This is a genomic window from Kitasatospora sp. NBC_01300 (assembly GCF_041435235.1).
Classification (GTDB): domain Bacteria; phylum Actinomycetota; class Actinomycetes; order Streptomycetales; family Streptomycetaceae; genus Kitasatospora.
Window position 1 is genome coordinate 1,442,227 of record NZ_CP108409.1, and the last position, 15,949, is coordinate 1,458,175.

Consider the following 15,949-nt stretch of genomic DNA (forward strand, 5'->3'; position numbering starts at 1 on the left):
GGGCGTTAGCCGGGTGTGTCGATGACTTCCCGGTCCCCGCGGCCTCGGTCCCAGCGTCAGCGCCTTGAGTGCGTGGTGACGTCTGTGGTGGAGAAGCGTCTGGGCGCTCTGCCTGTCGCTGCCGAGTTTCTGCGCCGGCTGGACGTGGCCGGGATCGTCGACGGGTTGTGCCCGTCCGCGCCGAGCGCTCACCTGACGCACGGGCAGGTCATCGAGGCGCTGGTCGCGAACCGGCTGACCTCGCCGATACCGCTGTTCCGGGTTGGCGACTGGGCCCGGACCTGGGCAGTGGAGGAGGTCCTGGGCATCGAGGCGGGCCTGCTCAACGACGACCGCCTCGCGCGGGCACTGGACGCGATCGCCCCGAAGCTGGAGCAACTCGCGGGCACCGTCGGCGCGCGGGCGATCACCGAGTTCGGCATCGACGTGTCGCGGTTGCACTGGGACATGACGTCCATGTCCGTCCACGGGGCCTACCCGCTGGAAGACCAGGACGACGCGTTCCCGGTGATCAAGCACGGTCATCCCAAGGACCGCCGGGTGGACCTGAAGCAGGTCCAGGCCGGGCTCGCGGTTACCGGTGACGGCGGTATCCCGGTCCACGCCCGGGTCTTCGGCGGGGGCGCGGCTGAGGTGTCCCAGGTGGTCGGGGCGATGAAGGATCTGCGGAAGCTGGCCGGCGAACAGGACTTCCTGCTGGTTGCCGATTCCAAACTGGTCTCCTACCCGAACGTCGCCGCACTGCTGGCAGCCGGGACGGCGTTCATCGCCCCTGTCCCGGCGGCCCAGGTCAAGGACGGTTTCTATGCCGCCTTGGACCTGGAGGCCGCCACTGTCGTGGACTGGGTGCCCGACCGCGACGCGGGCAAGGACCCCGCCCGGCGCGAGGTCTACCGGGTGCTGGAGGACGTCCACACCCTGAACGGTCCGCGCAAGCGCGACCCGGTCCTGAGCGTTCGCCGAATCCTGGTCCACTCCACCGGCAACGCTGCGGGCCAGCAGGCCGCCCGCAACAAACGTCTCACCCGCGCGGCCGAGGACCTGGACAAGGTCCAGCGCGGAGCCGGCGGCAAGTACTACAACACCGTCGAGAAGATCGCGGCCCGTATCGGCGTGATCGCCAAGACCCGGCGGGTCGCCTCCTGCCTGCGTACCGAGATCGGCGAGGACGACAACGGCAGGCCCACCCTGGCCTGGCACTTCGACCAGCAGGTCTTGGACGACGAGGCGGCAGCCGACGGCTGGTACGCGCTGCTGACGGCGCTGGCCCCCGAGCAGGCCGACCCTGGGCAGGTCCTGATCCAGTACAAGGGCCAGGGATCGGTCGAGCGCCGTTACGCGGACTTCAAGGGCCCCCTGGCGGTCACCCCGCTGTTCGTGCAGCACAACCACCGCGTCGCCGCCTTGATCCAGGTCATCTGCCTGGCCCTGCTGGTCTTCAGCCTGATCGAGCGCCAGGTCAGACAAGCCCTGGGCCCCGAGCAGACGATGGTCGGCCTCTACCCGGACAACCGCCGGGTGCGGCCCACAGGCCGCATGATCCTCTACCACCTGAGCGAACTCACCCTGCGGATCGGCAATGTCACCGATCCACCCACCGTCCAGATCAGCCGAGGAGTCCAGCTCCACCTCCTCGACCTCCTCGGCATCGAAGTCACTCAAACCCGCTGGCCAATGACCTGAAACGGCGACCCGCGAAGTACGGGGCTAGCGTCCTGAGCTCGGAGAAGACCGAGCGCAACTGGAGAGGGACGTCATCGGGGGTGTCCAGCGTGGCGGCGAGCGTGTACATCATGTCCGGCTTGCCACCCGGTCCCTGCGGGCTGCCGACCTGAAGGAGCTCCTTGACCTGCTCGCTGAACTTCTTGCCCGGGGCGCGCAGCGCGGTGAAATCGGACGCCGACCACTCGCCCTCCTCCTTCGGCCAGGCCTTGTTGGCGACCTTCGCCCACACTGGGTCGGTGAAGATCTCCTCCAGCTCGTTGTCGCGTTCCTGGCCCTCGGCGGCATGGTCCGGTTCGCCGAGGAACTTCACGTACCGGTCAGCGCTGGTCCCGAAGAACTGGGTGAGCTTCGCCTCCTTGAAGATGCTCTTGCTGACATTGCGGCTGTCGGCGTCGACCACGAGCATTACCGTCCGATCCCACTCCACGAGGTAGCGGGCCAGGTGCAGCGCGCCTTCATTGTTGAAGCACGCCCACAGGGCGATGCCGGCGGCCTGCAGCGACATTCCCTCGCACAGCCGGAACAGCACGGGGAAGGCACGCTGCTCGGTGTCGCCCTCCACCGCCAGGAAGCAGCGCTCGTGGAGCAGCACGGTGTTCCGCAGTCCGACTGCGGCGGCGATCTTTCCCAGGTGGATGTCTATGGCCGGGCCGACCACGCCCGCGCCCAGCCGTTCCACCATGGTGCGGTGGTTCTCCAGCTTCAGATGGACGACGTCGCTGATGTCGACGCCGTCGATCAGGTTCATCGAGTGCGTGGCAACCATGACGCTGACGTGGGGGAGTGCGCTCTGTTCACGGATCAGGTTCATGATCCGCCGCTGGTGGTCGTAGTCCAGATGGGTGTCGGGTTCGTCGTAGACCACGATGGTCTGCACGGGCGGAGCCACCGGTTCCCCGTCGTCGGCCGAGTCCTCCGCCGCGGCGGTGATTTCCTCTTCTATCAGCAGCTCGTTGTTCCACTCCCAGATCGCCAGGGACACGCGACGGTTGCTGCCCAGCCCCGACCGCTCCAGCCCGACCGGCTCTCCGGCGGCGCGGGCGATGCGCAGCGGAGCGCCGCGGAAGCCCTGGGTGAAGGACACCTCGGGCTCCACGAAGACCTCAGCCAGGTCGGGGCACCGGTCCTGGATGTGCTCGCACAGCGACTTGGCGTCGATCCGAAGACGCTCCTGGATGTCCAGCTCTATCGCGCCCAGGCGGCCCTTGAGCTCGGGGTCGGCCATGTGGTGCTGGAAGCGGCCGCTCAGCGCGGTCTTGATCTGGTCGTCGGGCCGTGCGGCCTTGCCGTCGAACGGCAGGAACGCCGGCATGCGCTTGTCGAAGCCGCCAGGGGCCGGGCCCCAGCCCTCGGCGGAGTGCCCGGCGGCGTACTGCCGCAACGCTGCCTCTAGGTCGGCCCGCCGTTGCGAGAGCGGTGCCAGCCCCAGCTCCGCCACCAACGCCTTCAACGCGGGCACCAGATGCCGCGACAGGTCCGCCAGTCGCTCGTCGTCGGGCACTGGCCCCCACACCTGGAGAAGCGGCGAAGCCTCCAGAGCTGCCCACCGGCGCGCCCTTACCTCGGCCGGCAGGTCGAACGCGCCCTGCTCCCACTCGTCCAGCAGGAACACCCCGGTCACGCTCGTGCTCGGCATCCGGCCGGCACCCTCACCGGGCTCCTGCTCGGTGTCGGTGCCGCTGTAGCTGCGGTCGTCGTCGGACAGGGACCGCTTGCCCAGCAGGAACGCCAGCGCGTCGAGCACGGCGCTCTTGCCCCCGTCGTTGTGCCCGGCCAGGATCGTCGGCCTGCTCACCGGGATGTCGGCGACGTCGGTCAGCGATCGAAACCCGCTGATGCTGAAGCTCTTCAGGTGCACTGCCTCGACCGCTCCATGGCTCCGGGGGCCAACCCGACCAACGACCACTGCGACAGGGGTGCCGCACCGTCAGTTCTGCTGGCACATAACTGTGATGATGTGAGGGACACCATCCTAGAACGTCCGCCCCACTCCACGCGGGCAGCCTGGCGCCCCCAAGGGCCCGCCAGCTGGGGCTCCTGCCCAGATGAGTGCAGGACAGGCCCTCGGCGACCAAGCCACTGCCCGCCGACCGTCTCCTGAGACTAGCGAACTCAGCTGATGTGTAAGTTCGTTCGCGGGGGAGACCGTGCGTCAGGTACTGTCGCTGCGCATGCGGATCCTGCACACCTCCGACTGGCACCTGGGCCGCTCCCTGCACCGCGAGTCGCTCATCAAAGCCCAGCGGGCGTTCCTCGAAGCTTTGGCGGACCTGGTCCGCACCAAGAACATCGAGGTCGTCGCCGTTGCCGGCGATGTGTTCGACCGTGCGATCCCGCCGCTGGACGCCATCGACCTGTTCACCTGGGTCCTCGAAGAACTCGCCGGCCTCGGCGTCCCACTGATCATGATCAGCGGGAACCACGACTCCCCGCGGCGCCTGGGAGTCAACGCACGCCTGATCGAACGGGCCGGTATCCACCTGCGTACCGATCCCTCCGACTGCGCGCGCCCCGCCGTCGTCGAGGACGAGCACGGGCCCGTAGCCTTCTACGGCCTGCCCTACTTCGAGCCCGCCCTGGTCCACGTCAGCCTTGGCGCGGAGGCTGCGAGCCACCAAGCCGTGCTCACCGCTGCGATGGACCGGGTCCGCGCGGACCTGGCCGCCCGGCCCGGAACCCGGTCCGTCGTGCTCGCCCACGCCTTCGTCACAGACGCCAAGACCAGCGACAGTGAGCGCGACATCAGCGCCGGCGGCGTCCCGAGCGTTCCGGCGGCGGTGTTCACCGGCGCCGACTACGTCGCCCTTGGACATCTGCACCGCTGCCAGACCATCAGCGACCGCATCCGCTACAGCGGCTCCCCGATTGCTTACTCGTTCTCCGAGGCCCCTTACGACAAGGCGATGTGGCTGGTCGACCTGGGCGCCGACGGCGGCGTGACCGCCGAGAAGATCCCCTGCCCGGTGACACGACCGCTTCACCACATCACCGGCAACCTCAAGGACCTCCTGAAGGATCCGGACCACACCCGGTTCGAGCAGTGCTGGCTGCATGTCTCCCTGACCGACCCGGACCGCCCCTACATGGCCATGGAACAGTTGCGGCAGCGCTTTCCCCACATCCTCAAGCTCACCTTCACCGCCGAAGAGCAGCCCGCGGACGACACGACGTTCCGCTCCCGGGTCGAGGGACGAACAGACCACGAGATCGCCGTCGACTTCCTGAGCTACGTCACCCACAGCCACGCGACCGACACCGAGCAGCAGCTCCTGTTGCAGGGACTGGAAGAGGTCCGCACCGCCGCCGCTGAGCGAGAGGCCAGCTGATGCGCCCTCACCACCTGACCATCACGGCCTTCGGTCCCTTCGCCGGCACCGAGACCGTCGACTTCGACGAACTGACCAACTCGGGCGTGTTCCTCCTGCACGGCGACACCGGAGCGGGCAAGACCAGCGTCCTGGACGCGCTCTGCTTCGCCCTGTACGGAAGAGTGCCCGGCCAGCGCACCGAGCACCGTCTGCGCAGCCACCACGCCCAAGTTGGCATCCGCACCGCGGTCGCCCTGGAGTTCACCGCGGCGGACCGCCGCTTCAAGATCATGCGTACGCCCAAGCAGAGCTATCCCAGCACCCGGGCCAAGAACGGCATCGCCACCGCCGAAGCCACCGTCCAGCTCCTGGAGCGCACCACCGGTCCCGACGGCGCCCACCACTGGCAGGCGATCTCCTCCAGCCACCAGGAAGCCAACAAGGAAGTCACCGACATCCTGGGACTGACCAAGGAACAGTTCTGCCAGGTCGTGCTGCTCCCGCAGGGCGAGTTCGCCGCGTTCCTGCACGCGGGCGCCGAAGAACGCCGCAAGCTGCTCGGCAAGCTGTTCGGCACCCGGCGCTTCCGCGACCTGACCGTCTGGCTCGCCAACCGCGCCAAAGCCCTCCACCGTGAGGCCGACGGTGCAACCGCACACGTCCTGCTCCTGGCAGAGCGCATCGACCAGGAGGCCGGCCCCACCCTGACAGCCCGCACCGACGCCCGGCCCGACGAGCGTCACCTCACCGCCTGGCTCCCGTGGGCACGACGCCTAACCGCCACCGCCGAGGACGACTGCACAGTAGCCGCCGCACAAGCGCAGCAGGCCGAACAGACCTACCAAGCCGCCAAGGACCACCTGAGCAAGACCAGCGACCTGGCGGGGAAGCAAGCCCGGCACCAAACGGCACTCACCCAGCGCGCCGCTTTGGAGGAGACCGCCACCGACCACCCGCGCCTGCGCCGGCAACTCGAGGCCGGTCGCCGCGCCGAGCCGCTACGCCCTCTCCTCGACCAGACGGCAGCCCACACCAAGGCCCTGAAAGCCGCGAAGGACGCAGAGAGCCGCGCGCGTTTGCTCCTGGACGCACAGGACACCAGCGAGGACATCCCCGGACTGCAGGCGGCCCAGCAACGACTCCACGCCGAGAAGGGACGACTGGAGGGCCTGCTGCCCGAGGAGGAGCGGCACGCGGCCCTGTCCGAGCAACTGGACACCCTGCGCGAGAAGGAAGAGCACGCCCAGGAGCAATACGACGAGGCCGAAGCCTGGCTCAAGGACTGGCTCAACACCCTGGAACACCACACCGGCAAGATCGCCGATCTCGAGCGTGCCGTCCAAGAGCTGCCGTCCCTGGAAGCGACCCACAAGTCACTCGCACTTCAGCTCGCGACCGCGGTCGAACGCGACGCCCTCGCCGTCAAGCTCAGCCGCGCCACCACCAATGAGACCGAGCGCGAGAAGGAGATGCTGAGGGCACAGCAGACCTGGCTGGACCTGCGGCAGCGCCGCATGGACGGCATGGCGGGCGAGCTCGCCGCCGTGCTGGAAACCGGCCAGCCGTGCCAAGTCTGCGGATCACCCGTTCACCCCGCCCCCGCCCGGCCCGCCGCAGACCAACCCACCCGCCAGGACGAGGACACCGCACAAGAGAACTACGACGAGGCCCGCAACGCCCACGAAGAGGCGATGAACCTGCGCAGCGACCTCGCCGCACAGCACGCCCGCACCATCGGGGCCGCCGGAACCGATCCAGTACCCGACCTTCAAGCAAGGCTCGCCGACGCCACAGCCACCCAAGACCGCGCACGGGCCAAAGCAGCCGAACTGCATCCCGCCCAAGAAGCACTGACACGCCTCCAGAACGAGCACGAGACACAAACGAACCAGCGCAACCGCACCCGCGAAGCGCTGACCGAGATCCAGGCCCGCAGCGCCCTGCTCGCCCAGCAGGAGAGCCAGCTCGCCGCCGTCCTGACACAGGCGCGCGCCGAGGAAGCATCACTGACCAAGCGGCTCACCTCGCTGACCACCACTGCCGATCGCCTGGCCACCGCCCTGGACGCCGCTCAGGCCACCGAGAGCGCCAAGGCACACCTGGCCGAGACACAGCGCACCACTGCCGACGCCACCATGCAAGCGGGCTTCGCCGACCTCGACGAAGCAACCGCAGCGCTCTCCTCCTCCTCGGTGCTGCAGCAGTGGCACGAGCAACTGGAGCAGTGGGGGAAGCAGTTCGCGGTGGTCGACAGCATCCTCGCCGAAGCAGAACTCCTCGAAGCAGCCCGCCAGCCGCAAGCCGACCCTGCAGTGGCACAAGAAGCCCTGGCGCACGCCGAGAGCAGCGCCACCGACGCGGCCGTCAAGCTCCAGCAGGCCCGGGAGCGCGCCCAGAACCTGGCCCACCTGACCGCTGACCTGGACGCTCGTGTGGCAGCGGCGGAGCCGCTCAGGGCCGAGAGCGCGCTCGTCGACCGTCTTGCCAGCGTCGCAGCCGGAACCGGCGCGGTCAACACGCTGAGCATGGAGCTGGAGGCGTACGTCCTCGCGGGCCGCCTCGAACAGATCGCGGACGCGGCCAACAAGCGCCTGAGCATCATGACCAACGACCGCTACCAACTTCGCCACAGCCACGAGAAGGAGACCGGACAAGGCCGCGCCAAAGCCGGCCTCGGCCTGCGCATACGTGACGACTGGACGGGCGTGGAACGCGAGACCTCCACCCTATCCGGCGGAGAGACCTTCACCACCGCTCTGGCCCTGGCTCTGGGGTTGGCCGACGTCGTGACCCAGGAAGCCAGTGGCCGGCCGCTGGGGACGCTCTTTATCGACGAGGGCTTCGGCAGCCTCGACGAGCAGAGCCTGACCGACGTCATGGACGTGCTCGACCACCTGCGAGCCGGAAACCGGGCAGTTGGCGTGGTCAGCCATGTAGGAGAGCTGCGGCGCCGCATCCCCACCCAGCTCCACGTCAAGAAGCGCCATCAGGCCGGCTCCACCGTGCACCCGCTGGTCGACGCAGACATATGAACCGTCCTCAGCCGAACCGGCCCGATTGACGGTTCAGGCTGAGGCAAGCGGGATCGCTGCTTGGGCCTGACCAGCTGGTACGAGGCTTGGCAAGACGTGTCGGCCGCAGGCCTCCCATGTTCGCCGCGCGTGCCGTCCCGCCGTCCCGCCCGGTCGTCGTCCCCGTCCGGCCTGCTCGTGAGTCTCCGCCCGTCGTTGCGTCGGCCGTCAGGCCAGCTCAGAGCCTGCAGCTCGTGGTTTGCGGCGGCCCTGCGGCTCCGGCCGGGGTGGCGGGGGAGTGTGCTCTCCCGGCCCGCCGCTGCCTCCCGCTGCCGGGCTGTTTCCGGCCGGTCCGGTGGGGGAGTGGCTTCTCCGCCGCCGCTATCCCGGGCCGTGCCCCGGCGGCCACCCGCGCCCGCTCCCGTCCGCTTCTGCCGCCCGGGTCGCTGTCCGGCCGCCACGCGGGCCGGCCCGGAGCCTCTGCAGGTCCGTCACGGGTTCCGTCCGCCATCCGTTTCTCCCGCCCGACCCGCCCGTTCTGGGAGCCTCCCGGCCGCCGGGTGTCGCGCCGGGCCACGCCCTGTGAGGCCGGCCCCCGGACAGCGCGCCTTTCACTCGTTCTCGTTACAACAATCGGCCCCACATTGTGTACCGGTGCGGCTAGACTGACGGCCAGCGTTACACCTTCGGTGGGTGCGGGTACACCCACCGCCCGGGCGCTGGCTGTCGCCCGCGCGCGGGCCCGCTGCCGGGCTGTTCCCGCCGGTCCGGCCGGTCGGACCGGCGGCCCGCCGGGGCCGGTCTGCTCTCCTCACTCCTTCTGCGTCCTTGGAGTTTTTGGTGCCCTCCTCCCGTTCACGTCTCTCCCGTGCAGCTGCGGGCAGCACCAGCAGCACGGGTGGTGCCGGTACCACCGGCACCGGCACGGCTCCGGCCGGCGAGGACCCGCTCCTCCCGGCCGCAGGGGGCGTCGGCCCCCCGGACACAGCTGCGGGAACGACCGCTGGCGGTCCGGGCACGACCGGCGGCCGGCCGCCGGGCCCGGCCCACTCCGGCAGCACCCCGCGCGAAGGCGCACGCGGGGCCGAGTCCTCACGCCGTGCCCCCGCCCGGTCCGCCGACGCTCCGTCCGCCCGGTCCGCTGCTCCCGCCCCGGAGCCGGGGGCGGCCGGGTACCTCGTCCTTCCCGGCCCGCAGGACCCGCTGTGGACGTCGATCCCGCGGGGGCCGCGCCAGAACCTGGCGATGCCCGCCTACCAGCTGGTGAACCCGGCACGCGGTCACCTGGCCACTCCGGCGGGCCGCAAGCTGAAGTCCGCCCTCGGAGCCGCGGCCCGGGGCAAGCTCACCGGTCCGCACTGGCTCGCGCTGCTCACCGCTCCCCGCGGCGCGTTCGGCGGCCCGACCAGCCAGCGGGCCGGCCAGATGTACAAGGCCCTAAAGCAGCTTGTGGCCGACCACCTGCGGCCCGCACTGGGCGCGGTCGCCGCGGCCGAGTTCGCCGCCGGGGTGGAACCGGCCCAGGCGCCGCCCGCCGCTCCGGAGACCGACACCACCGTCGGCCCGGCCCCGCTACGTCCGGCCCCGGGCAGCGATGTCCCCCACCCGGCTACCCAGGCCGCCATAACTCTCCTTGTTTCCAAAGCCGTTGACGCTGCATCGGCTGCGCTGGCCGCCACCCCGGTCCCGGACCCCGGCCCGGCCCCCGTGTCCACTGCTGCGCCGGTTGCGGGCGCGGCCGCCGCCGGGTCGGCGCCCGCTCCGGCGGCCGACACCGCCGCCGTGCCGGTCCCCGCTGACCACCCCAACCCAACCGCCGCCGACACGACCGTGCCGCCGGCCTCTCCGGCCGCCCACCCAACGGCGGACAGCCTGCTCCAGGACCTGCTCACGACCGTCGAACACCGGGCGATCCTGTGCGTCACCGGCCCGGCCACCACCGCGACCCCGGCCATTGCCACGGCCACCCAGCAGCAGCCCCTGCCCGCCGTCCAGGTCCGCCCCCACCCCGGCACCGACGAAGCCGCCCTCATCCACGTCCTGTACACCGCCCTCGGTCTCGACCACCGCCGCCCTCGGCCCCGCGCGCGGAACGCCGCGCTGGAGCTGATCGCCGCCGAGCTCGGCCGCGCCGCCCGCCTGCTGGTCGTGCCCGACGCCCACCGCCTGGCCACTGCCGCGCTGCAGACGCTCCACGGTCTGTGGGCGCGGGGCGGGCCGGAGCGCTTCCCCCTGGTCCTGGTCGGCGAGCCCGGTCTCGACACCGTCCTTGACCGCCCCAAGCTGGCGAGCCTGAAGTCCACGGCCGGCCACCACCGCCTGGCCCCCGCGCCGGAGGCGCGTGAGAACGCCCTGGCCGCCAGCCGTCCGCCGGGCACCGCTGGTCCGTCCGGTGAAGACCTTGTCACTTCCCGCCCGGCCGTCGGCCGGACCGCACCCGAGCCCGCCACCAGCCGGCCCAGGGCGACCGACGCCGGGGCACACCTGCCGCCGCCCGCCGCTTCCGGCCCGACGGCCCCCGCTCTGGCCGTCGGCCCCGACGTCGCCTCACCCGGCCCCGCGACCACCGTGCCGCGGTCCGCTCCCGGCCAGGCCGCCCCGCCCACCGGAGACCTCACACCGCCGCCCGGCCCCGCCTTCCCCGACACCCCGGCCGACGACCCCGTACCGGCGTCCGCCGCCGCCCCGAATCCCCAGGACACCACCGTGCCCACGGCCCCCCACACCCCCGCCGCCCGGACCCCGGCGCCCGTACCGCCGCGTACCGACGCTCCCGCCGCCGGTTCGCCGCCCACTCCGGCGGCCGACACCGCCACCGTGCCGGACCCCGTCCCGCTGCGCCCCGCTCCGGCCCCGCCTCTGGACCTCGCCCTGGTCCTGGCCCCGAGCCCGCAGACGCTCCACCAGGCCCGCAGCACCCTCCCGCAGCTGATCCGCGCCGCCGGCGAGGGCACCTCCACCCCCCTGGCCCGCGGCACCCACCACGCCCTGCTCACCGCCCCCACCACCGCCACCACCCTGGGCTGGGACCTCACCCCCGCCCCCGCACACGGCACCGCCGACGCCCGCAAGAAACTCGGCGACCTCATCCAGGCCGCCGCCACCGGCCACCCCCAGGTCCTGCGCCGCCACGTCACCCCCCTCGCCGTGCTGCTTCCCGCCACCCCCGACGGCACCCCGCTCCCGCCCACCACCCACCCCGGCCGCCCCGCCCCCGGTACACCCGACACGCCAGCAACAACCCCACACAGCAACGAAGTTGTAACGATTACCCCGGGCGCCGAGCCGGCCGCTCCCGGCAGCCAGCCGACCCCCACCCCGATGCCTGCCGCAGCCGAGCCCGTCCCGGCCACCGTCCCCGCCGCAGCTGCGCCCCTCGCACCGTCCGCCCCGAGCGCGCCCGCGTCCTCGACCGCTCCGACCTCGAACAACCGCGCCCAGGCCAGCACCACCCGCCAGGGATCAACAACCCCGCCCGGTAGCGGGGTTGATGCACCGGACGACACCCTGTTCCCCACCCCGGCGACCCCGGCCGCCACGGTCACCCCCGGCCCGGCCGCGCCGCTGCTGCCGTTGGTCGACCCCTCCGAACTCCTGCCCCTGGTCGACCCGGATGCCCTGCTGCCGCTGGCCGCCGACCCGCCCGCGCCCACCGGACAGCCCGTCCCGGCCCTGGCCGCAGTCGAGCCCGTCCCCGCCACAGCTGCGCCCGGCCAGCTGGCCCCCGCCGACGCCGAGCCGGCCACCTCGAGCGCGCCCGCGCCGGCCGCCGGCGAACCCGCCCTGCACGCCCCCGCGGCCATGCCCCCGCCGGCCACCACGCCCCCCGCGGCGCCCGCCACTCCGCGGCCCCCGCGCCGCCTGGCCCCGCTCGCCGACGCCCTCACGACCGTCCTCACCCCCCAGACCCCAGACCCGCACACCAACACCCCGGCCGGCCCGCGCGCCCTGTTCACCGGCATCCCCACCCTCGACCAGGCCCTCGGCGGCCTCCAGCCCGGCCGCTTCTACCTCGCCGCCGCCGCCCCCGGCATCGGCGCAAGCCTCCTTGCCACCACCACCGCCCGCACCACCGCCCTCGAACACGGCCTGCCGGTCCTCTACGCCGCCTCCGGCCTCACCCGCGCCGACGTCGCCGCCCGGATCGTCGCCGCCCACCTGCACGTCGACTACCGCCGCCTGCGGACCGGCCGCCTCACCCCCGCCGAACAGGCCGACGTCACCGCCCTCCACGCCGAACTCGCCGCCGCCCACCTCTACATCGACGACGGCAGCGACCTCACCCCCGACGCCATCGCCGAGACCGCCGTCGACCTCACCCACCCCACCGGCCAGCCCGGCCTGGCCCTGGTCGTTGTCGACCGCCTCCAGGCCCTCGACGACCCCCGCCTCCCGCTCTCCGGCCCCCGCCTCACCGACGCCGCCCAGGCCCTGGCCCACCTCGCCCGCACCCACCACGTCCCGGTCCTGGCCATCCTCGACACCGACCAGCACGACCTGATCACCACCCTCAGCCTCGACACCACCCTCACCCTCCATCCCCACCCCGATGCCCCCACCACCCAACTCCTCGTCACCATCGCCGAACGCGACCTCGGTACCCAAGCCACCCTCACCCTCACCGCCGACCGCACCCACGCCCGCCTCACCAACCCCACCCCCTCCAACCCCTACGCCACCCACCACCCGGCGCCGGAGGCGCCCACACCGGCCTCCCCTTGGCCCACTGCCGCCGTCCCCGGCCACACCACCCAGAACACCCCCGCTGCGCCCCGGCCCGACGCCGACGCCGAGGTCACCCCGGCCACCGCGGCCGCCCTGGACACCCTGACACCCGACCAGCCCCCCACCCACCCGCTGCGCCCGACCCGGGACCACGCGCCGCGTACGACCACCTCCAGGCCCGCCCGCACCAACGGCGGGAACTACGCCGGCCGGGACTACGGCTACTACCTCGACATGATCAGCTCGGTCGTCGACCAGGCCCTCCAGGAACACGACGGCGACACCAAGGCCACCATCGCCGCCCTGGAAAACAAAGCAATTCCCAACGCAATGGCCCTCTTCGAAGCAACCCGAGTCGGCGGAAACTACGAACACACCGTCTATCCCGAACGCCTCGAATTCCTCAGCAAGAAGACCAAGAAGGGAGCCGACGACATCTGGGAAGGCCGCCACAAGTGGGAGAACGGCCCACTCATGACCCAGCTCAAGGACGGCACCCTCACCAGCGTGGCCGTCGACGTCCTCGACACCAACGCCGCCTACTGCAGCGCCCTGAAGGCTTGGCTGCCCATCGGCTCCCTCGTCCACCAGCCCAACGGCGGCTTCGACCCCAAGCGCTCCGGCGTCTACCTCCTGCCCGAACGCCCCACCTGGCACCACCCGCACCTGCCCGACCCGATCGGCAACCGCCGCGAGCCCGGCCCGGTCTTCCTGGACGACGCCACCATCCGCCTCCTGATCCGCTGCCACAAGCTCGACCTCTGCGATCCCCCGTACATCACCCAGGCCTGGACCTCCGGCGCCTCCGAGAACATCGCGGAGAAGTTCCGCCGCGTCCTCACCACCGCCCGCGAGAAAGCCGTCCTCGAAGGCGATAAAGTCACCGAAGAATACATCAAGGCCATCTACTCAATTTTTGTCTCTACCATCGGCGAATCCACCACCAACCGCGACCTCCGCCGACCCGACTGGATGCACATCTTCCGCAGCCAGGCATTCGCCAACCTCTGGTACAAGGCATACCGCGCCCACGAACACGGCCTCACCATCGTCCGCCTCCGCGGCACCGACGAACTCCACATCACCGGAGATTTCCCCTGGCGCACGGTATTCGAAGAAGGCCGCCTCACCACCCAGCTGAAGCTCAAGACCCAGTACACCCTCGGGAAGGCCGCCTGATGTCGACCGACGGCTGGAAGAACTTCGGCAAATACGGCGCCGCCGACGACCCCGAAAACCGCCACGGAAAAATCGTCCTCGCCCGCGCCCTCGAAGACGCCCTGGAACGGATGATCATCGAAGGCGGCATCAAATCCCCCGTCACCACCCGCCGGGGCCTCACCGCCCGCATGAAGTACCTCACCACCACCCAAGGCGGCGCCCAAGCCATGGCCGACGCCGGCATCACCGCCGTCCCCAAGACCATCAGCGCCTGGACCAAGGGCAAGCAACACCCCCTACCCGCCAACCTCGACGCCATCGACACCGCCTACTGGAACCTCCGCGCCGCCAACATCCTCAACAACCCCGGCGCGTTCAAGCAGCACCTCAACAACGCCGGCAAGGGCACCCGGGTCGAGATCCACCCCATCAACCAGGACGTCGTCGACGAACCGCGCCGCCGCGACAACCTGCGCCTCCGCACCCTGCAGGTCCGCTACGTCTGGGACGAAGCCGTCGACGCCATGGTCGCCGGCGACATCGGCAAGCTGGAGGAGATCTGGGACGACGTCATCGCCGACCTCGACTCCGACTGGGGCGCCTACACCTACGTCCGCCACATCGGCCTTGGCGCCTGACCACCCCCACCAGCCGCGCGCCCGCCCCACCGGGCTGCAGCTGCGCCCCACCCCAGCTCAGACCAGCACCACCGGGCACAACAGCGCGTACATTTCCCCCGCAGCTGCGCCTCCGCGATGTCCCAAGGGCCGGTGATGCAGCCAGCCAGGGCGAAGAAGGCACCGTGGCGGCGCGCGGTACGGCGCCAGACGCGCGAGCTGTTCAGACCGCCCTCGTAGAAGCAGACGCCAGCCCGGCCGGTCACCGTCCTGGACGTTGCCGGCCACGTCCAGGACGGCCGACCAGCCGACCGCCGGCTCCGCCCAGCCCTCGAAGTCACCGAACCGCGCCCACCCGCCGGACGCCAGCCCGGCCAGGTGCGAATCCGGCCCGCGGCCGCCGGCCAACGCGAACGTCTCGACCCGGTGCGAGGCCGCGAAGACCACCTGCGCCCGCTGCCCCTCGACGGCCCACGCCTGCATGCCCAACGGCCGCAACGGCTCGCTGCCGACATCGACGGCGTACATCGTGCCGCCGTCCACCGGCGCCGCCTCGTCGCTCACACCCAGGCCAACGAGCCCGCCCCCCGAGGTAACCCAGTCAGCGACCGGCCCCGCCCCGCTGTGCACCGCCGGGGCCCGGGCCGGAGCTCCACCACCTGGCCGAGCAGCAGCCGGCCGAGCCGCCCGCCGGCGGCACCGCAGCCACCCCGTGCCTCCGAATGCCCGGCTACTGAAGGAATTCTCGGTACAATTCTCGAAGCGCCGCAGCATGAATCCCCGGTACAACCTGGAGGGGAGACGGGGCATCAGGCGGAATTCCCTGACCGTGCAATTCTGATACAGGCTCAGGCTGATAGCGCCCGGTACAACTTCCCCGTCTGCAGTGGGAAACACGTAGGATATGAAGGGTCATCATCCCGATACAGGCGACCGTCAATCAGGCGCGTTACAGAAAATGCCCCCGATGCCTGTACAGGGCCCGATTGGGGCGCTAGAAGTGCCTCACTGGTTCAGACCAGCTAGCAAGTCCCTTATCTGACTCAGAGTCACAGATCCTCTGGCCAATGACTTGTAACGACGCGGGTGCCGTGACAAAACTGGAGCCCGGTACAGAACAGGGCAGGCGCCCGGAGGGCGTCCCCCCGAAGGAGCTGGCCGGCCCCGGGAGTAGCCCGCTCGCGACAGGCAAAGCCCGAGAGCACAGAAGAAAAGCCCAGTTCAGAGCCCTAAAGAACCGTCTTCACGAGGGAAAAGGCCAGCCAGGGGGTGTTCGGAATCGGTACAAGGGCCGGCCCCCGGGTAGCCCACCGACAGGCGAGAGTTGTACCGGAACCCTCCCCCAGTTAGACAAGAGCCACGGAGTGGCGTTACAGCATTCCGTCACGGTAGTGACGGCGCG

At 71.0% G+C, this 15,949-nt stretch carries 7 protein-coding genes; 5 read left to right on the top strand and 2 right to left on the bottom strand.

Annotated elements, in window-relative coordinates:
• Positions 1-84: 84 nt before the first annotated feature.
• The gene (locus OG556_RS39840) at positions 85-1,683 is read left to right on the top strand and encodes an IS1634 family transposase (RefSeq protein WP_331742799.1); all 1,599 of its coding nucleotides are present in this window, start codon (positions 85-87) and stop codon (positions 1,681-1,683) included.
• Here OG556_RS39840 and OG556_RS39845 read toward each other — a convergent pair.
• Complete coding sequence (locus OG556_RS39845; RefSeq protein WP_331742795.1) at positions 1,655-3,583, bottom strand: AAA family ATPase; 1,929 nt, start codon at positions 3,581-3,583, stop codon at positions 1,655-1,657. The genes OG556_RS39840 and OG556_RS39845 overlap by 29 nt on opposite strands.
• 313 nt (positions 3,584-3,896) lie before the next feature.
• On the opposite strand from OG556_RS39845, the gene OG556_RS39850 reads away from it, so the two are divergent.
• The 4 genes from OG556_RS39850 (at position 3,897) to OG556_RS39865 (ending at position 14,568) form a co-directional block, all read left to right on the top strand.
• On the top strand, positions 3,897-5,051 hold the full coding sequence (locus tag OG556_RS39850) for an exonuclease SbcCD subunit D (protein ID WP_331745354.1): 1,155 nt from the start codon (positions 3,897-3,899) through the stop codon (positions 5,049-5,051).
• A complete protein-coding gene (locus OG556_RS39855) occupies positions 5,051-8,065 on the top strand; it encodes an SMC family ATPase (RefSeq protein ID WP_331742793.1) in 3,015 nt (1,004 codons plus the stop codon). The genes OG556_RS39850 and OG556_RS39855 overlap by 1 nt, the downstream gene beginning before the upstream one ends.
• 1,224 nt (positions 8,066-9,289) lie before the next feature.
• The gene (locus OG556_RS39860) at positions 9,290-13,948 is read left to right on the top strand and encodes a DnaB-like helicase C-terminal domain-containing protein (protein ID WP_331742792.1); all 4,659 of its coding nucleotides are present in this window, start codon (positions 9,290-9,292) and stop codon (positions 13,946-13,948) included.
• Positions 13,948-14,568 (top strand): hypothetical protein, encoded by a 621-nt coding sequence (locus OG556_RS39865; RefSeq protein WP_331742790.1) that lies wholly within the window; start codon positions 13,948-13,950, stop codon positions 14,566-14,568. The genes OG556_RS39860 and OG556_RS39865 overlap by 1 nt, the downstream gene beginning before the upstream one ends.
• Positions 14,569-14,625: 57 nt before the next feature.
• Here OG556_RS39865 and OG556_RS39870 read toward each other — a convergent pair whose 3' ends face one another.
• Positions 14,626-15,111, bottom strand: a complete 486-nt coding sequence (locus tag OG556_RS39870) for a hypothetical protein (protein ID WP_331742788.1) — start codon at positions 15,109-15,111, stop codon at positions 14,626-14,628.
• Positions 15,112-15,949: the final 838 nt, after the last annotated feature.